Below are 21,111 nucleotides of genomic sequence, written 5' to 3'. Positions count from 1 at the left end.
ATGAATTCGCTCGCGCGCCGCCGCCGCGGCCTCGACATCTGGCCGGGTTTCGTCGATGCGCTGACGAGTCTGATCCTGGTCATGATCTTCGTCCTGCTGCTGTTCGCGATCGGCCAGTTCGTGCTGTCGCAGACGCTGGCCGGCAAGAACAAGGCGCTGGCCGACCTCAACGCGCAGATCGCGCAATTGGCGCAAACCTTGTCGCTCGCGCAGGACGCGAAGGCCAGGCTCGATGCCAAGGTCAACGAATTGTCCGCCTCGCTCGGCACCTCGAATGCGGCACTCGAAGCGAAGAACGCCGAAAGCGCCAAGCTCGCCGCCGATATCGCCGCGCTGAGCGAACTGAAAACCCAGCTCGAACAACAGGTCGCGCAGATGGCCGCGCAACTCGACGCCTCGAAGAAGGATCTCGTCGCCGCGACCGACCTCAACGCCAAGTCCGCGGCGCAGGTCGAACTGCTCAACCGCCAGCTCGCCGCGGTGCAGGAACAGTTGAAGCAGATCACCGCGGCGCTGGAGATCGCCAACAAAAACGTCAAGGACAAGGACGTGAAGATCGCCGAACTCGGCAAACAATTGAACATCGCGCTGGCGAACAAGGTCAACCAGCTCGAGAAATACCGTTCGGAATTCTTCGGCAAGCTGCGCGAGGCGCTCGGCAACCGACCCGACATCCAGATCGTCGGCGACCGCTTCGTCGTGCCGACCGACATCCTGTTCGCCACCGGCTCGGCCGAGCTCTCCCCCGAGGCACAGGCGTCGATGGCCAAGCTCGCCAAGACACTCAACGAAGTCGCCGCCGAGATTCCGTCCAGCCTCGACTGGGTGTTGCGCATCGACGGCCACACCGACAAGCGCCCGATCCACACCGACCAGTTCCCCTCGAACTGGGAGTTGTCGACCGCGCGCGCGACGGCGATCGTCAAGCAACTCGTCGTGCAGGGCATCCAGCCGCGCCACCTGTCGGCAAACGGCTTCGGCCAGTTCCAGCCGCTCGACCCGAAGGACAACGAAGCCGCCTACGCGAAGAACCGGCGCATCGAGATTCAGCTCACCAATCGTTGAGCAGGGTGTCGGCCGCCCTCAAACCGGCAGCGCCGTGGTTTTCTTCACTGTGCGCAAGGCCAGCGTCGACTGCACGCGCACCACGCCCGGCAGCTGGGTGAGGATTGCCGTGTGGATGCGCTCGAAATCGGCCGCATCCGCATACGCGACGCGCACCATGTAGTCCGCCGCTCCGGCAAGCAGGCAGCATTCGGTCACTTCGGGGTGATCGTGGATGGCCGCCTCGAACGCATCGAGCGCAGTGCGTCCTTGCTGGTCGAGTGTCACCAGCACGAAGGCGGTGCCCGGCAAGCCCGCGGCTTTCTCGTCGATCAGCATGACGTAGCGCGAGATCAACCCGCGCTCCTCGAGCAGTTTGACCCGACGCAGGCAGGCAGACGGCGAGAGGTTGATCTGCGCGGCGAGGTCCAGATTGGTCAAGCGTCCGTCCTGCTGCAGCAGGCGCAGGATCGCCCGGTCGCGTTCGTCGAGCATCCACTTTAAAGTTGGCATGATATTTCAAGATATGGGTTAATAACCGAATAAAACTCAACTATGGAGTAAAAAATCCCGAAAAATACGCTCTCCATTGCACAATATTCAGATCATACTGCGGCCTCATCGCGCGCGCGCAACCGGCGCCGCCGCGGACCAGCCCGAGGGAGACCCGACATGCGTATTGGCGTACCGAAAGAGATCAAGAACCACGAATATCGTGTCGGCCTCATTCCGTCCTCGGTGCAGGAACTGGTGCACCATGGCCATCAGGTGCTCGTGCAGGCGGGTGCGGGCCTTGGTGCGGGCATTCCCGATGCCGACTACACCGCCGTCGGCGCCAGCATCGTCGACAGCGCGGACCGGATCTTTGCCGAGGCCGACATGGTGGTGAAGGTCAAAGAACCGCTCGCGGTCGAGCGCAAGAAACTGCGCAAGGGCCAGATTCTCTTCACCTACCTGCATCTCGCGCCCGACGCGGAACAGACCCGGGATCTGATCGACTCCGGCGCGATCTGCATCGCCTATGAAACCGTCACCGCGGCGAACGGCTCGCTGCCGCTGCTGACGCCGATGTCCGAAGTCGCCGGCCGCCTCGCCCCGCAGGTCGGTGCGCACTCGCTGGAAAAGGCGCAGGGCGGACGCGGCGTGCTGCTCGGCGGCGTGCCCGGCGTGCCGGCGGCCGAAGTGGTGATCCTCGGCGGCGGCGTGTCCGGCACGCATGCGGCGACGATCGCGGTCGGCATGGGCGCCAAGGTCACCGTCGTCGATCGCTCCGCCGATGCGCTCAAGCGCCTGGCTACCCAGTTCGGCACGTCGATCTCGACCGTGTTCTCCACGCGCTCGGCGATCGAGGAACTCGTGCGCCGCGCCGACCTGCTGATCGGCACCGTGCTCATCCCCGGCGCCGCCGCGCCGAAGCTGGTCACGCGCGCCATGCTGGCAACGATGAAGCCGGGCTCGGTGATCGTCGACGTCGCCATCGACCAGGGCGGCTGCGTGGAGACCTCGCGCGCAACCACGCACGCCGACCCGACCTACGTCGTCGACGGCGTCGTCCACTATTGCGTCGCCAACATGCCTGGCGCGGTGGCGCGCACTTCGACGTTCGCGCTCAACAACGTCACCCTGCCGTTCACGCTCTCTCTCGCCAACCACGGCTGGAAGAAGGCGCTCGCCCAGGACGCGCACCTGCGCAGCGGCCTCAACGTGTTCGAGGGCAAGGTGACCTGCGAGCCGGTCGCGCAGGCGCACGGCCTGCCGTACGTGTGCGCGGAGACCGCGATCGGCATGTAAGCAGTCCCGCTACCCCAACTCGGCCAAGGGGGCGACATGTCGCCCCCTTGGCTTTTGCAATGACACGGCCAACGCGCGAATCCGCGCTTGAACAGCCGTCGCGGACGGCCCCGTCACCACAGCCCCAGCGACACCGACGCATACCAGTTGCGCCCCGGCAGCACGAGATAGTAGATGTTGCCGTTCTTGATCGAATCAGCGACCTGGTGATGCGCGTTGAATACGTTCTCGACCTGCAGACGGAACTTCCAGCTCTTCAGGAACGAGTCTTCGACGTTGCGGCCATAGCCGAGACTCAACGCGGTCTGCCAGAAACCGTCGGATTTGCCGGACGCGGTCACCGTGGTCGCGTCGTCCGGATTGAAGCCGCCGTTGTAGACCTTCTGCGCGCCGACGTACTTGCTCGAGACCGAGCCGAACAGGCCGTTGCCTTCGTAGGAAAGGCCCAACGCCATCGTGCCGTCCGGCACATTGGGGATATCGAGGCTCGATAGCCTGAATTGTGCATCGATGGTCGAGAAGTTGGCGAACGCACTGACACCGTTGCCGAAATAGTACGTCGCCTCGCCTTCGATTCCGTACATGCGCGCACCGCGCGCGAGCGCGAAGACCGGGTCCTTGGTGACCGGATCGATCGAGGACAACGGAAAATTCTTGTAGTCGATGTAGAACACATCCGCGTCTGCGCTGAAGCGATCGTTCTTCCACACCGTGCCGAACTGGTAGTTCATCGTCTGCTGCGGCGAAGTGCGGTTGTTTTCCGGATGCGGCACGTAGAACTGGTTGAGGTTGGGCGCAAGGAAGCCCTGCGCCGCCTGCGCGTACAGGCTCCACTCGGGCGCGACGAGATAGTTCGTCGCGAGGTAGCCGAGCGCCTTGCGCCAGGTCTGGGCGTAGTCCAGCGGCGTCTTCGTGGTCTGGTTGATCGGCGCCTCGATCGCGCGCTGGAACTGCAAAACCTTGATGCCCGGCGTGACCATCAGGGCGTCGTTCGCCTTCCACGCGTACTCGGCATAAATCTGCGTGGTGCGCAACCAGTCGACCATGTTGTACTTGTACGCGCTCGCATCCGGCTTGCCGGGCTTGACGTCGTGGATGCCGCCAAGGGTGTAGTCGAGCAGGAGTTGATAGCGCTCGTTCTTCTGCGTTTCATACCAACCGCCGAAGCGAAGTTCGCCGCTGGCCAGCGTGCGCGTCAGCGTCAGCACGTCGCCGTAGGCGCGGTAGCGGTTGACCTTGTAAGCGCCGCCCATGTTGACTTTCGATGCATTCGTGCCGACCGTTGGCGACTCGTTGCTGTCGTTGTTGTAGTAGTACGTGTAGGTCTTGTTGTCCAGCGCCCAATCCGGCGTCAGCGCACTCTTGATGCCGAGGTATTCCATGTCGGTCTGCTTGACCTGGTGGTTGTAACAGGCGCAATCGGTCGAGAATTGATCGTGATTGAGGCCGAAGTCGCGCCCGAGCGTGTCGATCTGCGCCTGGGTCAGCGTGGTCTTGTTCGGATTGTTGAACTTGATGTCGTTGTAGTTGCTCAGCACGGTGATTTCCGTGGACTCGCCGACCGGCTGCACGTACTTGAGGTACGCGGTCTTGCGGTGCACCCCCGAATCGGTGCGGAAGGTGTCGCTGTCGTAGTACTGCGCACTCGCGATCAGCCTGCCGTTGCCGAAATTCTCCATCCGCCCCGAGTTGAATTCGAGATGGCTCAGCGTCGTCGAGTAGCTGCCGAAAGTCTGCGTCGGGATCACCTCGAAGGCATCGAGCGGGTCCTTCGAGCGCAGCGCGATCGTGCCGCCGAACGTCGCCTCGCCGATCGTGCTCGCGCCACCGGGGCCGCGATCGACCGCGACCTGGCCGATCATCTTCGCCGGAAAATAGCTCGACGTATGATGCGAGAAGTCATTGGTGTCGCCGAACGGAATGCCGTCGTAGGTGACGTTGTACTGGTTGTCGTTGAAGCCGCGCATCGTCACCTGCTTGGCTTCGCCAAGGCCCGGCCCCGCGGGGCTGATCGATGTCACCGACGGCGCCATCGCCGCGATCTGCGCGTAGTCCGAAGTCGGCGGCTCGTGGTTGCTGATCCAATCCAGACCGATGATCGAAGTTGGCTGGGTCACGTCGAGTTCGCTCTGCACCGGCGCCATCGTGATCGCCGAACGCGCGGAACTGGCGTTGACTTCGACTTCCTGCAGTTGCGCCACCGCCCCGTTCGGATTCGCGGCTTCCGCGGGTGCGGACGCGTCGGCCGGCGCATCGGTGGCGAAGCCGGAGTGCGGGAACGTGGCCAGCATCATCGCCAGCGCGAGCGGACGCAGGCGCCCAGCAGCAGCGTAAAAGGGAGGCAGGCGATGCAACGCCTGCGATGAAACGTGGACGCAACGAATATTCGGCATGGTTCGGGTTTCTTCTTTTGGCAAGGGGCGACAGCGCGGCGCACCTTACGGCCCGCACATTTCCGTTGTGCTGCAAATTCTTTACATCTGCTTTAACGGATCGTCGACGGCGCACGCTGAAATGAAAGCGTCATGAAATGCGCCCAAAGTGCGCGCCCACGCCGCACGCTCTGCGAGCGCGAATCGAGGAGAAAAGAAAATGCGTATTCTGAAGACGTGCTTCGCCGCGTTCATGCTGCTCATTGCCGATGCAGCGAATGCCGCGACTGAGGTCAATCCCTATGCCGATGCCACCGCAATCGACCTGCTGCACATCCTGCCGCCGCCCCCGGCGGATGATTCGGCGCAGACGCTCGCGGAACTCGGCGAGATCCTGACGATCCAGATCGCGCGCACACCGGCGATGGCCGAACGCGCCCGAGCCGACAGCGAAGAGAGCATCTGGCGCTTCGCCGATGTGCTCGGCGAAAAATTCACCGCGCAGAACCTGCCACGCCTCGCCGCGCTGTCTGCACGCCTGATCAAGACCGAGGATGTCATCGTCAAGCCGGCGAAAAAGGGGTTCAACCGCCCACGCCCCTACGTGCTCAGCAAGCTCGTCGAGCCATTGCGTGCGGGCACGAGCATGTCCACGTCCGGATCGTGGCCGTCGGGCCACACCACGCTCGGCACGCTGATGGGCATCGTGCTCTCGAATATGGTGCCCGAGAAGAAAGCCGAGTTGATGCAACGCGCCTGGGAGTACGGCAACAACCGCATCGTCGCCGGCGTGCACTATCGCTCGGACGTCGAGATGGGACGCATCGCAGGCTCGGTCATCGCGGCCAGCCTGGCGAGGCGGCCGGATTTCGAGGCGGATTTCGCCACGGCGCAGAAAGAACTGCGCGCGGTGCTGGGCCTAGCGCCGCTGCATTGATTTTCGCGCCGCGCGAGCAAGGAGCGAGGCGCGCTTAAACCCGCCCGGCGAGCAGATGAAACTGCCAGCGGACCTCGCGCACGCGCGCGGGCTCGCCCCATGCGGCACGCAGGTCGGCTTCGACGCGGCCGACCGGGTCCGCGCCATTGGCCTTGATGTAGCGCTGGGTCGCCGACCACGAGCGCAGGTAGGCAAGCAACTGCGCGAGGTTCCAGCGCATGACCATCGGAAACTGCGGAGCCGCAATCGCTTCGAATGGAAACGGGATCGTGCTGTAGCCGGCGTCGATGTGCGCCCGCTCCGGCGGCCAGTACGGGCCGGTCAATGCATCGCCGTACAGATGCTCGATCACGTCGTCGATCGCCGCATCGCCCGTTCCGCACGCGGCATATGCCCACGCCGCAAACACGCCGTATGGCTTGAGCACGCGCCGTACCTCGGCGTAGAAGGCGGCGAAGTCGAACCAGTGCAGCGCCTGCGCGACGGTGACGAGACTCGCGCTCGCGGCGGACAGCGAAGAGCGTTCGGCCGGCTCGACGCGATACTCGATGTTCGCACGCTGCTCGGCGTCGGCAATCTGGTTCGCGCTCGGATCGGTGGCGACGACTCGATCGAAGCGGCGTGCGAGCGCGACGCTGGCCTGGCCGTTGCCACAGCCCGCGTCCCAGGCGAGCGCTTGATCGGGCGCCTGCGCGGCGAGCCAGTCGAACAGTGCCTCGGGATAGGTCGGCCGCGCCTCGCGATAGAGTTCGGCGTGGCCGGAAAAGTGATCCTTGAATCGGGTCATGGCGGGTATTCCTCCGTCCTCGTTTCACCAGGCTTCAGCGCAGCGAGTTCGATCGCGCCGATGCGGGTCCGGATCAGGCGCAGCGTAGGCAGGCCGACCGCCGCGGTCATGCGCCGCACCTGGCGGTTGCGGCCTTCGCGGATCGTCAGTTCGATGAACGCATCGGGTACGCTCTTGCGGAAGCGCACCGGCGGGTCGCGCGGCCACAGCCATTCCGGCGCATGCGACAACAACGTCGCGCGCGCGGGCAGGGTCGGGCCGTCGTTCAGAAGTACACTTTTTCGCAATTGCGCCAGTTGTTCCGTGCCCGGCGCGCCTTCGACCTGGACGAGATAGGTCTTCTCGACCTTGAACCTCGGGTCGGTCAGGCGCTGTGCTAGCCCGCCGTCGTCGGTCAGCAACAGCAAGCCTTCGCTGTCGTAGTCGAGCCTGCCCGCGGCGTAGGCGCCGGGCGCGCGCACGAACTCCGCCAGCGTGCGTCGCGGCGGAGAGCTTCGATCAGTGAACTGGCAGAGGACCTGGAACGGCTTGTTGAACGCGAGCAGCATGCGTGGATTGTCCCTTCCCCGAGCCTGCGGGGGAAGGGATGGTCACAAGTTCCCCGATGGAACTATTTTTTTGGCTTGACGAACTTCAGCGTCATCCGATCCGACTCGCCGATCGCCAAGTACTTGTCGCGATCGACGTCCTTGAGCGCAAGCACCGGCGGCAGGGTCCACACGCCTTTCGGATAGTCCTTGGTGTCCTTCGGATTCGCGTTGATCTCGCTTTGCGCGACGAGCTTGAAACCGGCGTCGCTGGCGAGCTTGGTCACGACTTCGACCGGCAGATAGCCCGAGTCCTTGTCCTGCGCGAGTGTCGTGCCCGCCCTGGCGCGGTGGTCTACGACGCCGAGCGTGCCGCCGGGCTTGAGCACCGTGTACATTGCCTTGAACATTGCCTCGGCATTGCCGTCGTCGGTCCAGTTGTGCACGTTGCGGAATGTCAGCACGACATCGGCCGACGCCGGCGCGCCGAACACCGGCGCCTTGCCGTCGAACTCGACGACTTCGGCCTTGCCGTAGCGCGCCGCATCGTCGGCGAACTTCTTGTGCAGGCCGCTCTTGTCGCTCGCATTCTCGCCGCTCGGATTCTTCGGCTTGAAGATCGCGGCGACATAGTGGCCGTGGTCCTTCAGGTACGGCGCGAGAATTTCCGCATACCAGCCGCCGCCGGGCACGAGTTCGACCACGGTCTGGTCGGGCTGGACGCCGAAGAACGCCAGTGTTTCCTTCGGATGGCGGTATTGGTCGCGCGCCTTGTTCTTGTCCGAACGCCAGTCGCCCGCGAGTACCGCGTCGATCGAGGTTGCCTGCGCGAGCGCGCCCGGCGTGACCGGTGCCTTCGGCTGATCGGCGAACGCGACAGGATTCACGGCCAATGCCGCCGCAAGCGCCAGGGTCAATGGTGAAAATTTACGCATACAATTCTCCCTCGGATAACAATTGGTTGGGGTTCGCGAAAGTCAAAGACCGGGATTGGGCGCAAATAATTCCACACCGACGCGCACCTGTTCCGGATACGGCGGCACATCGGCGACGCGACCCTCGACCAGTCGTTCCTGCAGCTCGCGCCACCAGCGCACGCTGAAGATCTCGCCATGCGCTTCGAGCAGCGCCGCGCGCTGCGCCGCGTCCATGCCGAGGAAGCGCGGAAACTGCTCGGGAAACACGTCGAACGGCCCGACGTAGAACGTTTCGCCGCGATCGTCGTCCTCGGGCAGTTCGCGGAAGCGGCACTCGCTGACCAGACACAGCTCGTCGTAGTCGTAGAAAATGGCGCGGCCGGTGCCGGTGACGCCGAAATTCTTGAACAGCAGGTCGCCCGGAAAGATGTTGCTCGAGGCGAGGTCGCGGATCGCCTGGCCATAGTCGACCACGGCGCGCACCGCGGCTTCGGGTTCGGCTTCGCGCACGTAGAGATTGAGCGGCCGGACGCGGCGTTCGACATAGCAATGCGAGATGACGAGATCGTCACCGTCGATCGTCACGGTTTCGCTGCAGCTGGTCAGCAGTTCTTCGAGCAGTGCCGGCGCGAACTGTACGCGTGGAAAACGCAGGAAGCGGAACTCCTGCGCATCGACGAGACGGCCGCAGCGGTCGTGGCGGAACACCAGCGTGTACTTCTGCATGACCTCGGCACGCGCGCTCTCCTTCGGAAACGCGAACTTGTCGCGGATCAGCTTGAACACGAGCGGATACGAGGGCAGCGTGAATACGGCCATGACCATGCCGCGCTCGCCGTCGGCGTGCACGAACGACTCGCCGTGGTGCGCAGCGAGATGACGGAAAAAATGCCGATAGCGCTCGGTCTTGCCCTGCTTGGCGCGGCCGAGCACGGTGTACAGCTCGTCGATCGGCTTGTACGGCAACAGCGTGCGCAGAAACACCACCGCGTCGCCGACGGTCGGCAGGTCGGCCTGGAAATAGCTGCGCGTGTAGCCGAACACCTGGGCGACGTGCGCGCGCTCGGTCAACACCGCGTCGACGCGCAGGCCGGCATCCTCGTTGACCAGCGCGATCACCAGCGGTGCGATGCGCTCGGCGCCGAAGATGCGACCGACGAGGTAGGCACGCCGCTCGCGGTAGAACACGGTATCGAGCAGCTCGATCGCGCGGATCGGATTGGGGTTGCCCGCGTCGATGCCACCCCATTCCAGCAGGCGCCGGGTCAGCGCCTCGGCAATGCGCAACGCGCACAGGCTCTGGTGCGCGTACGCCACGTCGAACGTGCAGTCGTCGAGCATGCGCTGACAGACGCGCGGCAATTGCCCCCACACCGCGTAGCTGTGACGCCCGACCGGATGCGTGATTCGGTCGGTAGGCTCGATGCCCAGGGCGACGAACTCGATCTGCGCATCCACGCCGGACGTGCCGAAGAAGCGCCGCGTCAACGTGTTGTAGAAAGTCTTGTTGAGCTCCTGGTCGAGCAACGGCGCGATCAACTCGGCGAAGGCATGGCGGATATCGATCCACAGTCCGCGCTCGCGTACCCGTTCGCGCAGCAGGCGCTCAAGCCGCGTCGTCGTTGCGCGCACACAGATGTCGTACAGATCCATGCGCTCGAGGTTGTCCATCTGCGCCGACACTAAATCGCGCGCCTCGAAGCGCTGCCTGGCGCGGCGTGTCACCGCGCGGAAGCGCTCGTTGTAGTCGGCGAAGCCGTTGCGGATGTCGACGGCCGCCGCTGCGGCCAGCGCCGCGCGTTCGTCGGCCAGCGCGCTCGATTGCAGAATGGCGGCGTCTTCGGCGCTCATCGTGCCGCCACCATACCCGAATTCATCGCGGTTTGACCGCACTCCCGGGCAAAGGCACGAACGGATTGCGATTCAACGCGGCGAGCGCGGCCCAGGCCGTCGCGCCGAGATGCGGGCGACGGTAGTAGTAGAAGTCGGCCGAGGTGCTGTCGCCGACGGCGAGGCCGGTAGTGATGCGCGGCTCGCGCGTGGCGTAGAAAAAACCGCCCGGCGAAGCCTGCTGCGCGATCGTCGCGAACAATTTGTCCGCATCCGCTTCGCGGCCGAGTCTGCGATAGACCAGCGCTGCCTGAGCCGTGCCTTCCGTCCACAAACCGTCGCGGTCATCGTTGAAATCGAAACCGTCGGCCACGCCATGCTGTTGCTCGACCCAAGCCAGCGCACGTGGCCATCGCTTGTCCGCATCCGGCAACAGTTGCGCCCAGAGTTGCACGTCGAGTCCGGAAATGCCGCGATTCGGCGAGCTGCCGTCGGCCAGGGTACCAACCCAGAAATGCGCGCTCGCCTCATCCCATTGCGCATCGACGAAACTGCGCGCCTGCCATGCGTGCTGCGTCCACTCGCCTTTCGCATCGACGCGATCGAGCCAGATGAACAACGCAGCGATATCGATATTGTGCTCGGTCGATTTCCACAATATTTTTTTCGATGCCGCATCGAAGCCTTCGACGCCGCCGCTGAATCCACCGTTGCCGCGATCGTCCAAGGCGTTCGCCGCGATCCATCCAGCCAGCTTTGCCCCGGTCCGCAGCCAGCGCGCATCGCCGCTCGCATCGTGCAAGGCCAGCAACGCAAGCGCGGCCCACGCCACGTTGCCGGTGGCCGTGCCATCCTGGTATGCGTCCTCGACCCAGCGGTTTTCTCTCGCATCCCACCAGCCATTAGGCAAAGGTTTGCCATTTTCGACTGGACCGGCGCGATACGCGTTGCGCAGGCGCGAATCGCTCATTGCGGCGAGCCGCAACGCCTCGCCGATGCGTGTAGCCTGCTCGCGCTTGCCGCAGGCGAGCAACGCGATCGCCGCCAGCGCATTGTCGTAGGTGAACGCCGCGGTGCGCAGCGCGGGTTCGTTGGACGCTCCCCCGCCGCGCTCGTGATCGTAGCTGCGCAGGAAGATCGGCGTGTTGCCGGGAAATTCTTCGACGCGGGTAGCGAGTGCGACGCAGCTTTTCATCGCTATCGATTCCGCATTCGTGGCGGCGTGAACCGTGCCGGCAGCCAACTGCATCGTCATTCCGGCGAATGCCGGAATCCATTTTGATCTTGCCCTCAAAAAGCAAAAGACACTGAATTCCGGCCTGTGCCGGAATGACGAGCAAAGAAGCCTCACGCCGCCGTGCCGCCAACTGTCATCGCATCGATGCGCAAGGTCGGTTGGCCAACGCCGACCGGCACGCTCTGCCCTTCCTTGCCGCAGACGCCGACGCCTTCATCGAGTTTCAGATCGTTGCCGATCATCGACACGCGCGTCAGCACCTCGGGGCCCGCGCCGATCAACGTCGCGCCCTTGACCGGCCGCGTCACCTTGCCGTTCTCGATCAGGTAGGCTTCGCTCGCCGAAAACGTGAACTTGCCATTGGTGATGTCGACCTGGCCGCCGCCGAAATTCACGGCGTACAAGCCGCGCTCCACCGAGGCGATGATCTCGCCCGGATCGTGCCGGCCGGCGAGCATGTAGGTATTGCGCATGCGCGGCATCGGCAGGTGCGCGAACGATTCGCGCCGGCCGTTGCCGGTCGAACGCTGGCCCATCAAATGCGCGTTGAACTTGTCCTGCATGTAGCCTTTCAGGATCCCGTCTTCGACCAGCACCGTGCATTCGGTCGGCGTGCCTTCGTCGTCGACGCTGAGCGAGCCACGCCGATTGGCCAGCGTGCCGTCGTCGACCACGGTGACGCCTTTCGCCGCGATGCGATCGCCATGACGACCGGTGAACGCGCTCGTGCCCTTGCGGATGAAATCGCCCTCGAAGCCATGGCCGATCGCCTCATGCAGCAGCACGCCTGGCCAGCCGGGACCAAGCACGACGGTCATGCTGCCGGCGGGCGCCGGCACCGATTCGAGATTGACCAGCGCCTGGCGCACCGCCTCGCGCGCGAACGCATGCGCGCGCCCGTTGCCGAGCAGCTCGCGATACCCATAGCGGCCGCCACCGCCCGAGCTGGCCGACTCGCGCCGGCTGTTCTGTTCGGCGATCACGTTGACGTTCATGCGCACGAGCGGACGCACGTCGGCCGCGAGCGTGCCGTCCATCGCTGCCACGAGCACCGTGTCCAGCGTCGCCGACAGACTCACGATCACCTGCGTCACGCGCGGATCGAGCGAACGCGCGAACTGGTCCACTTCGCGCAGCAGGGCGATCTTCTCTTCGTTGGCGATGCTCTCGACCGGATCGATCGCCGGGTACAGCGATTGCGCGTTGCGCGCGGTCAGCGCATGCGCGGCGCGGTCGTTGCCCGACTGCGCGATCGCGCGCGCACTCTTCGCCGCGGTCAGCAGTTCCGGCAGCACGATCTCGTCCGAATAGGCGAAACCGGTCTTCTCCCCGCTCATCGCGCGCACGCCGACGCCCTGCTCGATCGAATGGCTGCCCTCCTTGACGATGCCGTCCTCGAGCATCCACGACTCGCTGCGCGAATGCTGGAAATACAGATCGGCTGCATCGATGGACGGCCCGGCGAGCTGGCCGAACACGCGATCGAGGTCGGCGGCGGCAAGGCCGCCGGGCGTGAGCAGCCGTTGTTCGGCAAGGGCGAGCAGGGTCATGAAAATCCTTGGAAACACACTCTGGCAGGAGCGATATGGCCGCAATTCGCCGAATTTAAAGACGACCGCTTTGGATTCGCTTTTTTCAATTCGGCTACGGCATTTCAACTGTGAAATCGGGCATGGATGCTGAATTCCAGGCTACGCCACGCGGCGCTCTACACGCGCCAGCCTCGAACCGAGCGCATTCCTGGCACATTCCAAATCGTAGTGCTGCTGCAGATTCATCCAGCTCTGCGCGTCGGTGCCGAAATAGCGGGCGAGACGCAACGCCGTATCGGCGGAAATACCGCGGCGCTCGCGCACGATGTCGTTCACGCGCGCCGGCGTAACGTCAATCGCCCTGGCGAGCTGGTTACTCGACAGACCCAGCGGTCGCATGAATTCCTCGCGCAGGACCTCGCCGGGATGGATCGGAGGAAGTTTTTTTGCCATGGTGAAAACCTCAGCGGCAGTCAGCGATTTCGACGTCCTCAGCATCCTGCCCGCTGCAACGGAAACAGATGCGGAATTGATCGTTGATGCGGATGCTGTACTGGCCGGCGCGGGCACCTTTGAGAAGCTCCAGACGATTGCCGGTCGGTACGCGCAGGAAGTCCAGCGACGCGGCAGCGCGCAGTTTCTGGAGTTTGCGCCGCGCAACCGACTCGATCACCGCGAATCGACGCACGGAAGATCGATCGAACAACCGTTGTGTATCCTTGCAATGGAACGATTTGATCGACATGCGGCATATCGTATATCGGTATTCGATATGAAACAATATGCGCGCCACGACTTGCGCTATGTCTCGCGCTTGGGCATTGTATCGAATTCAAACGATTGTTCGATATCGCGCACATGACCACAGGGACAGCTTCGACACCGCATCCGCTCTACCCGCACCTGCTCGCCCCGCTCAATCTCGGCTTCACCACGCTGCCGAACCGCGTGCTCATGGGTTCGATGCACACCGGGCTCGAGGATCACGCGCGCGACTACGAAAAGCTCGCCGCGTACTTCGCCGAGCGCGCACGCGGCGGCGTCGGCCTGATGGTCACGGGCGGCATCGCGCCGAATCTCGAGGGCTGGCTCACGCCTTTCGGCGGACGGCTGTCGCTGCCGTGGCATGTCGCGCGCCATCGCAAGGTCACCGCCGCGGTGCACGCCGAAGGCGCGAAGATCTGCCTGCAGATCCTGCACGCCGGCCGTTACGGCTACCAGCCACTGTCGGTGGCGCCGTCGAAGATCAAGTCGCCGATCACGCCGTTCACGCCTCGCGCGCTGTCGGCGCGCGGCGTCGAACGCACGATTGCCGACTTCGTCAATTGCGCCAAGCTGGCGCAGGATGCCGGCTACGACGGTGTCGAGATAATGGGCAGCGAGGGTTATCTGATCAACCAGTTTCTCGCCGCGCGCACGAACACGCGCACGGACGATTGGGGCGGCAGCGCCGAGAATCGCCAGCGCTTTGCGGTCGAGATCGTGCGCCGCACGCGCGCCGCAGTCGGGCGCGATTTCATCATCGTCTATCGCCTGTCGATGCTCGATCTCGTCGACAATGCGCAGAGTTGGGACGAGATCGTGCAGCTCGCGAAGAAGATAGAAGCCGCCGGCGCAACGATCATCAATACCGGCATCGGCTGGCACGAAGCGCGCATTCCGACGATCGTCACCAGCGTTCCACGCGCATCTTTCGCGTGGGTCACGAAAAAACTGAAGCCGGAAGTCGGCATTCCGCTGATCGCGACCAACCGCATCAACATGCCCGAAGTCGCCGAGCGGATCCTCGCCGACGGCGGCGCCGACATGGTATCGATGGCGCGCCCGCTGCTCGCCGATCCGGACTGGGTGAACAAGGCGCGCGCCGGGCGCAGCTCGCGCATCAACACCTGCATCGCCTGCAATCAGGCCTGCCTCGACCACATCTTCGCGGAGAAGCGCGCCTCGTGCCTGCTCAATCCGCGTGCCTGCGCCGAGACCGAACTGGTCATTGCAAAGACGCCGACGCCCAAGAAGATCGCCGTGATCGGCGCGGGCCCGGCCGGCCTCGCGTGCGCGACGACGCTGGCCGAGCGCGGCCATGCGGTGACGCTGATCGATGCCGCAGCCGAGATCGGTGGCCAGTTCAACCTCGCCAAGCGTATCCCCGGCAAGGAGGAATTTTCCGAGACGCTGCGCTACTTCGGCCACCGCATCGAGGACACGGGCGTCGAACTGCGCCTTGGCACGACGGCGACGACGGAATCTCTGCGTGGATTCGATGCGGTGATCCTGGCCACCGGCATCATCCCGCGCACTTTGAACATCCCGGGCGCGGATCATCCAAAGGTGCTCGGCTACATCGACGTTCTGCGCTGGCGCAGGCCGGTCGGCAAGCGCGTCGCAATCATCGGCGCGGGCGGAATCGGTTTCGACGTCGCCGAATACCTCACTCAGGACGCGCCCTCGTCGACGACGGACGTCGCACGCTGGTCGCACGAATGGGGGGTGGACCTGAGCTACACGCACCGCGGCGGCCTGGCGAAGGCCGAACCCGAAGCCTCCTACCGCGAAGTCTGGCTGCTGCAACGTACCCCGGGCACACCCGGCAGGCGCCTTAACAAGACCACCGGCTGGGTCCACCGCGCCGCGCTGAAGATGAAGAACGTGAAGATGCTGGGCGGCGTGGACTATGAACGCATCGACGATGAGGGCCTGCACGTCAGCATCGACGGTGTGGCCCAATGTATACAAGTGGACAACATCGTCGTCTGTGCTGGCCAGGAGCCGCGGGGAGGCCTCCATGCCGGTCTCGCCGCGGCCGGCGTCGCCGTGTACCTGATCGGCGGCGCCGATGTCGCCGCCGAACTCGATGCCAAGCGCGCGATCGCGCAGGGAACGAAGCTGGCGGCGGCATTCTGATTGCGCTGCGACCGGCACAGGCCGCGCACGTCAAATCAATCGTCGCTGTCGTCGCCTGGTGCAACTGCATCGATACGCCCGTAGGCACCGCGCGCCTCGTCGCCCGGTCCCGCGGCGAAAAACAGCGTATCGACCGGCTGATTGGCAAATCCGCTGCCGAATGCGATGCCCCAGAGGCCGTCGATCTCGATCGGCCGGCGCTGGCTGTCGCGCAGATTGCCGAGCGGCAGGCCGAACGCGAACAGATTGGGAGTCGGATCGTAGGCATTGATGCGGCCATCACCGAAATTGCCGACGAGCAGACTGCCGCCGAGACGGCCGAAGCCCGCCGGCGCTAGCGCGACGCCCCAAGGCGCGTTGAGCGGACCACGTGAAGCGACGCGGCGCAACAGCTTGCCGTTCGGATCGTAGGCGTCCACGTAACCGAGACCGGGGCCATGCACGTCATCGTGCCTGTCCGCATCCTGCTTGGCGTAGGTCACGTAAATGTCGCCGTTGATCGCCTGGATGCCGAACGGCGCGAAACCGTAGGGAATCCTCGCATCGACGAACGCTCCGGCGGGCAGGTTGACCGGCATGAACTTGCTGTCGAACACGTCGACCTTGCCGTTGTGGAAATCGGTAGCATAGAGCAGTTGCCCGGCGCCGCCCGCGCTCAGCGCGATGCCCTTGTAGATCGCCCCGCTCGCCGAGTTGTCGACCGCGCGCTGCGCATGCGCCAGGTCCACGTTCGGCGCCCAGCCGGCGATCACGCCATCTTCGGTGGCGAAGAGGAAGCGGCTTGGACCCGTTGCGGCGCCGTTGCTGACGGTGAAAGCGTTGGACGCGTTGTAGACGATGCCCGTCGGGCTGCCGCCGCTCGCACCGGCCGGATTCGGAATCGCAACGACGAGCGATTGCGGGTTACCCGTGCCGTCGTACAGGGTCGCGGTTCCGGTGTGGTTGTTCGCGACCCAGACGAAACCGAACGGATTGAACGCGACACCCCAGGCGTTGACCAGGTTGGGATCGGTGTGGTCCGCCGCACTTGCTCCATCGGACACGAGCGCGTGCACCTGGTAGGCAGCGCCGTCCTTCGCCATCGCCGGCGCGGCGGCACCAGCGGCAACCGCTCCAGCAAGGAAAAATGCGATGATCGGGCACGGGAAAATCCGGGATACAGACATGACAATCTCCTCTTGATCGCCCCCTGATTGCGCGACCGCGGCACAACTGCCATGGTCGCCATCATGCATTCCATTCCGCCCGCAGGAGGTTCAACCGCGATGCCCAGACCGATGTCCGCAACGTCACTCCGGGCCTGGTTTGCCCGGCCATCGCGCAGTTCGACGCGGCGGGCGCGAATCACGCTCGCCGTGCTCGTCCTTGCGGCATGCAGCGCGAATTCGCCAAAACCCGCACAAGCGGACGTTGCTTCCGCAGCGGGAATATTTCATGTCGAACCCGTGCGCCCGGTGGCGGAACTGCTGCCGTTCGCGCTCGCGGCGACACCGCCGGTGGAACACGGCGATTTCCGCAAGACCGACCTTGTCGACCTCGTCACGCTCGACCCGACGATCAAGCTCGACATCCGCTACGCCACGACGCGCAACTTTCTTGGCACGCCGCTGTACAGCCAGGCGCGCGCGTTCCTGCAGCGGCCCGCGGCCGAGGCGCTCGTGCGCGCCAGCCTCGCGCTGAAACGTGAGGGCTATGGCCTGCTCGTACACGACGCATATCGGCCGTGGTACGTGACGAAGCTGTTCTGGGATGCGACTCCGGTCGACAAGCATCGTTTCGTCGCCGACCCGGCGCAGGGTTCGCGCCACAACCGCGGCTGCGCGGTCGATCTCACCCTGTACGACCTGAAAACCGGCAAGGCCGTCACCATGCCGAGCCTGTATGACGAGATGAGCGAACGCGCCTACCCGGCCTACACGGGCGGCGGCGAGGACGCGCGCGCACGACGTGACCTGCTGCGCCGTCATATGGAGGCCGAAGGTTTCGCCGTCTACGAATACGAATGGTGGCACTTCGACTACCGCGACTGGCAGTCGTACGCGATCGGCAACGTGCGCTTCGAGGATATTGCGGCGCCACGCGGACGGTGAGGCCCGCCCGGCCGGCGCCGCAGGCCATCACTTCCGTTTCGCGATCGGCACGAACTTGAGGTCTTCCGGCCCGGTGTAGTTGGCGCTCGGGCGGATGATCTTGGCGTCGATGCGCTGCTCGATCACGTGCGCGCTCCAGCCCGAGGTGCGCGAGATCACGAACAGTGGCGTGAACATCGCGGTCGGCACGCCCAGCATGTGGTAGCTCACCGCGCTGAACCAGTCGAGGTTCGGGAACATCTTCTTGATTTCCCACATCGTCGATTCCAGCCGCTCGGCGATGTCGAACATCTTCGTGTTCTCCGCGTCCTTCGACAGGTCGCGCGCGACCTCCTTGATCACCTTGTTGCGCGGGTCGCTGACCGTGTACACCGGATGGCCGAAGCCGATCACCACTTCCTTGTTCTCCACGCGCCGGCGGATGTCGGCCTCGGCCTCGTCCGGCGTGTCGTAGCGCTTCTGGATCTCGAACGCGACTTCGTTCGCGCCGCCGTGCTTGGGTCCGCGCAGCGCGCCGATCGCGCCGGCGATGCAGGAGTGGAAATCGCTGCCGGTGCCGGCAATGACGCGCGCGGCGAAGGTCGACGCGTTGAACTCGTGCTCGGCGTACAGGATCAAACTCGTGTGCATCGCCCGCACCCACGCATCGCCCGGTGCCTTGCCGTGCAGCAGATGCAGGAAGTGGCCGCCGATCGAATCGTCGTCGGTTTCCACCTCGATGCGCTTGCCGTTGTGGCTGTAGTGGTACCAGTACAGCAGCATCGAACCCAGCGAAGCCATCAGCTTGTCGGCGATGTCGCGCGCGCCCGGGTGGTTGTGGTCGTCTTTCTCGGGCGATACGCAGCCGAGCGCGGACACGGCCGTGCGCATCACGTCCATCGGATGCGCCGACGGCGGCAGTTGTTCGAGCGTGGCCTTGACCGCCGCTGGGATGCCGCGCAGGGCCTTGAGTTTCGCTTTGTACGCATGCAGCTCGGAAACGGTCGGCAGCTTGCCGTGCACGAGCAGGTGTGCGATCTCCTCGAACTCGCAGGCGGTCGCGACATCGAGGATGTCGTAACCGCGATAGTGCAGGTCATTGCCGCTGCGCCCGACCGTGCACAGCGCGGTGTTGCCGGCGAGCGTGCCGCTCAGGGCAACCGACTTTTTCGGCTTGAAGGGGGTTTGCGGATTCGTGTCGCTCACTTTGCTTTCTCCATCGTCGTAGCCTGGCGCCCGCCTTCTGCAAACAAGGCATCGAGCTTGTTCTCGTAGTCGTGATAGCCGATGCGCGCGTACAGTTCCTCCCGCGTCTGCATCAGCTCGAGCACGTTCTTCTGGTGGCCGTCGCGGCGGATCGCCGTATAGACATTTTCCGCCGCCTTGTTCATCGCGCGGAATGCGCTCAGCGGATACAACACGATGCCGACACCGGTCGTGCGCAACTCGTCCACCGTGAACAGCGGCGTCTTGCCGAACTCGGTGATGTTGGCGAGCACCGGCACCTTCACCGCGTCGACGAATTTTCGGTAGGTCGGCAGATCGTACGCGGCTTCGGCGAAGATGCCGTCGGCGCCCGCCTCGACGCAGGCCAGCGCGCGCTCGATCGCCGCATCCACGCCCTCCACCTGGATCGCATCGGTGCGCGCGATCAGGAAAAAATCCTTGTCCGTCTTCGCATCCGCCGCGGCCTTGACCCGGTCGGCCATTTCCTGGCGACTGACGATCTCCTTGCCCGGGCGATGGCCGCAGCGCTTGGCCCCGACCTGGTCCTCGATATGGCACGCCGCGGCGCCGAACTTGATCAGCGACTTGACCGTGCGTTCGATGTTGAATGCCGACGGACCAAAGCCCGTGTCAATGTCGACCAGCAGCGGCAGATCGCAGACGTCGGTGATGCGGCGCACGTCGGTGAGCACGTCGTCGAGCGTGTTGATACCCAGATCCGGCAGACCGAGCGAGCCGGCCGCGACACCACCGCCGGAGAGATAGATCGCACGATACCCCGCGCGCTTGGCCAGCAGCGCGTGGTTGGCGTTGATCGCACCGATCACCTGCAGCGGCGTTTCGGCAGCGAGCGCAGCGCGGAAGCGCGCCGCGGCGGAGGACGTACTCATCGAAATCTCCTGGCTAGGCCGCACATTTTAACCCAAGCCCGTCACTTGACGCGGCGGAAGGTCCGCCGATGGCGGCCAACGCACCATACAGCGGGGTTGCGGCGTGGTGCGCACATCCGACGAACGCGAAGATGAATTGCTATCCAATCGAGGGCACAATACCGCCGCGGGGGACATCGCAGACACTTCAAACTCGAATGGAGCAACAGACATGAAGAAGCATCCCTTCGCCGACTTGCTCCTGTTCCCTCGGCTGTTCGCCACGCTGATCGCATTCGCCGCCGGTAGCGCGCATGCCGGCCCGATCGGACAGGGGACCTACAGCGGCGTCTATTCGGGTGGCGACTATGGCACGGTGACGATCGTCGTCGATGCACAAGGCAACGCCACCTGCGATTTCTTCAGTTCGCCCAATTTCGTCCATCATCAAGCTGCCGGGACGGTGACCACCGATTCTTCGTGGTACCTCGTCAACTGCGCGACGCCGAGCGACGCCACCTACCACTGGTCCGCCAGCAGCAATCCGAGCAGCGCACCGGGCAATGCCATCATCGGCTTCTGGGGCGGCGGTACGAGTAGCACCCAGATCAGCGGCAGTTTCACCGCCTACTACGTGTCGACCAGGACCGATCCCGCCGGCTCGATCGCCACCGGCTCATTTGCCGGGCTCTGGTACGAACCCGCGTTTACCGGAACGGGTTTCAACATCCTGCCCTCCTCGGCCGTGGGTCTGATCGTCACGTATTACGGCGTCAACGCGAGCGGTGGTCCGCTGTGGCTCATTTCGGACTTCGGTCCAAAAACGATCACCATCGGAACTCCGATCACGTTGAACATGAGCTTTTCGAACTCCGGCACTTTCCAGGCTCCGCTGCGAGTCCCGGTTGCGTGGGGCCGACTGACCATCACTTTCACGAGTTGCACCACCGCGACGGCGACGTTGACCGGAACCGACGGCAATGTCAGCGAAAATCTCACGCTGCTCACCGGAGTGATCGGGATGCCGGGCTGCACCTGACCGCGACATCATTGAGCAAAACCGGATATCCG

19 protein-coding genes are annotated in these 21,111 nt (G+C 64.4%); 6 read left to right on the top strand and 13 right to left on the bottom strand.

Annotated features, from left to right (window positions below; all coding sequences use genetic code 11):
- Positions 1-1,065: a peptidoglycan -binding protein gene (locus AC16HO_RS05545; protein ID WP_395642976.1), complete on the top strand. Its 1,065-nt coding sequence runs from the start codon at positions 1-3 to the stop codon at positions 1,063-1,065.
- Between the two features lie 18 nt (positions 1,066-1,083).
- Here AC16HO_RS05545 and AC16HO_RS05540 read toward each other — a convergent pair whose 3' ends face one another.
- A complete protein-coding gene (locus AC16HO_RS05540) occupies positions 1,084-1,557 on the bottom strand; it encodes an Lrp/AsnC family transcriptional regulator (protein WP_395642977.1) in 474 nt (157 codons plus the stop codon).
- Positions 1,558-1,716: 159 nt separating this feature from the next.
- Here AC16HO_RS05540 and ald point away from each other — a divergent pair, with 159 nt between their 5' ends.
- Positions 1,717-2,835, top strand: a complete 1,119-nt coding sequence (ald, locus tag AC16HO_RS05535) for an alanine dehydrogenase (RefSeq protein ID WP_395642978.1) — start codon at positions 1,717-1,719, stop codon at positions 2,833-2,835.
- A gap of 113 nt (positions 2,836-2,948) precedes the next feature.
- Here the strand turns inward: ald and AC16HO_RS05530 are convergent, their stop codons facing one another.
- On the bottom strand, positions 2,949-5,228 hold the full coding sequence (locus AC16HO_RS05530) for a TonB-dependent receptor (RefSeq protein WP_395642979.1): 2,280 nt from the start codon (positions 5,226-5,228) through the stop codon (positions 2,949-2,951).
- Between the two features lie 199 nt (positions 5,229-5,427).
- On the opposite strand from AC16HO_RS05530, the gene AC16HO_RS05525 reads away from it, so the two are divergent.
- Positions 5,428-6,144 (top strand): acid phosphatase, encoded by a 717-nt coding sequence (locus AC16HO_RS05525; protein ID WP_395642980.1) that lies wholly within the window; start codon positions 5,428-5,430, stop codon positions 6,142-6,144.
- A 34-nt stretch (positions 6,145-6,178) separates the two neighbouring features.
- Here AC16HO_RS05525 and AC16HO_RS05520 read toward each other — a convergent pair whose 3' ends face one another.
- The 8 genes from AC16HO_RS05520 to AC16HO_RS05485 form a co-directional block, all read right to left on the bottom strand.
- On the bottom strand, positions 6,179-6,931 hold the full coding sequence (locus AC16HO_RS05520) for a class I SAM-dependent methyltransferase (RefSeq protein WP_395642981.1): 753 nt from the start codon (positions 6,929-6,931) through the stop codon (positions 6,179-6,181).
- Positions 6,928-7,479, bottom strand: coding sequence for a pseudouridine synthase (locus AC16HO_RS05515; protein WP_395642982.1), 552 nt, complete (start codon positions 7,477-7,479; stop codon positions 6,928-6,930). The genes AC16HO_RS05520 and AC16HO_RS05515 overlap by 4 nt, the downstream gene beginning before the upstream one ends.
- Positions 7,480-7,541: 62 nt before the next feature.
- On the bottom strand, positions 7,542-8,393 hold the full coding sequence (locus AC16HO_RS05510; protein ID WP_395642983.1) for a class I SAM-dependent methyltransferase: 852 nt from the start codon (positions 8,391-8,393) through the stop codon (positions 7,542-7,544).
- Positions 8,394-8,435: 42 nt separating this feature from the next.
- Complete coding sequence (aceK, locus tag AC16HO_RS05505; protein ID WP_395642984.1) at positions 8,436-10,226, bottom strand: bifunctional isocitrate dehydrogenase kinase/phosphatase; 1,791 nt, start codon at positions 10,224-10,226, stop codon at positions 8,436-8,438.
- Between the two features lie 22 nt (positions 10,227-10,248).
- Positions 10,249-11,400 carry a hypothetical protein gene (locus AC16HO_RS05500; RefSeq protein ID WP_395642985.1) on the bottom strand — a complete coding sequence of 384 codons (1,152 nt, stop codon included), beginning with the start codon at positions 11,398-11,400 and terminating at the stop codon, positions 10,249-10,251.
- Positions 11,401-11,552: 152 nt separating this feature from the next.
- Positions 11,553-12,992, bottom strand: coding sequence for a metalloprotease TldD (gene tldD / locus AC16HO_RS05495; protein WP_395642986.1), 1,440 nt, complete (start codon positions 12,990-12,992; stop codon positions 11,553-11,555).
- 141 nt (positions 12,993-13,133) lie between these two features.
- Positions 13,134-13,427, bottom strand: coding sequence for a HigA family addiction module antitoxin (locus AC16HO_RS05490; protein ID WP_395642987.1), 294 nt, complete (start codon positions 13,425-13,427; stop codon positions 13,134-13,136).
- Positions 13,428-13,437: 10 nt separating this feature from the next.
- Positions 13,438-13,719, bottom strand: a complete 282-nt coding sequence (locus AC16HO_RS05485) for a type II toxin-antitoxin system RelE/ParE family toxin (RefSeq protein ID WP_395643052.1) — start codon at positions 13,717-13,719, stop codon at positions 13,438-13,440.
- 113 nt (positions 13,720-13,832) lie between these two features.
- On the opposite strand from AC16HO_RS05485, the gene AC16HO_RS05480 reads away from it, so the two are divergent.
- Positions 13,833-15,875 (top strand): FAD-dependent oxidoreductase, encoded by a 2,043-nt coding sequence (locus AC16HO_RS05480; protein WP_484335332.1) that lies wholly within the window; start codon positions 13,833-13,835, stop codon positions 15,873-15,875.
- 35 nt (positions 15,876-15,910) lie between these two features.
- Here AC16HO_RS05480 and AC16HO_RS05475 read toward each other — a convergent pair whose 3' ends face one another.
- Positions 15,911-17,041: a TIGR03118 family protein gene (locus AC16HO_RS05475; RefSeq protein WP_395642989.1), complete on the bottom strand. Its 1,131-nt coding sequence runs from the start codon at positions 17,039-17,041 to the stop codon at positions 15,911-15,913.
- A gap of 279 nt (positions 17,042-17,320) precedes the next feature.
- Between AC16HO_RS05475 and AC16HO_RS05470 the strand changes: the two genes are divergently transcribed.
- The gene (locus AC16HO_RS05470; RefSeq protein WP_484335331.1) at positions 17,321-17,965 is read left to right on the top strand and encodes a M15 family metallopeptidase; all 645 of its coding nucleotides are present in this window, start codon (positions 17,321-17,323) and stop codon (positions 17,963-17,965) included.
- 27 nt (positions 17,966-17,992) lie between these two features.
- Here AC16HO_RS05470 and prpC read toward each other — a convergent pair whose 3' ends face one another.
- Together prpC and prpB are read right to left on the bottom strand one after the other, a co-directional pair.
- Positions 17,993-19,150 carry a bifunctional 2-methylcitrate synthase/citrate synthase gene (gene prpC, locus AC16HO_RS05465; RefSeq protein WP_395642991.1) on the bottom strand — a complete coding sequence of 386 codons (1,158 nt, stop codon included), beginning with the start codon at positions 19,148-19,150 and terminating at the stop codon, positions 17,993-17,995.
- Entirely contained in the window at positions 19,147-20,061 is a 915-nt protein-coding gene (prpB, locus tag AC16HO_RS05460) for a methylisocitrate lyase (protein ID WP_395642992.1), read from the bottom strand. Before prpB ends, prpC begins: the two co-directional genes overlap by 4 nt.
- Before the next feature lie 211 nt (positions 20,062-20,272).
- Here prpB and AC16HO_RS05455 point away from each other — a divergent pair, with 211 nt between their 5' ends.
- Positions 20,273-21,079 carry a hypothetical protein gene (locus tag AC16HO_RS05455; RefSeq protein WP_395642993.1) on the top strand — a complete coding sequence of 269 codons (807 nt, stop codon included), beginning with the start codon at positions 20,273-20,275 and terminating at the stop codon, positions 21,077-21,079.
- The last annotated feature ends 32 nt before the right edge of the window (positions 21,080-21,111 follow it).

The sequence above is a fragment of the Rudaea sp. genome, assembly GCF_057139185.1.
This window is presented reverse-complemented; position numbering and strand designations above follow the sequence as displayed.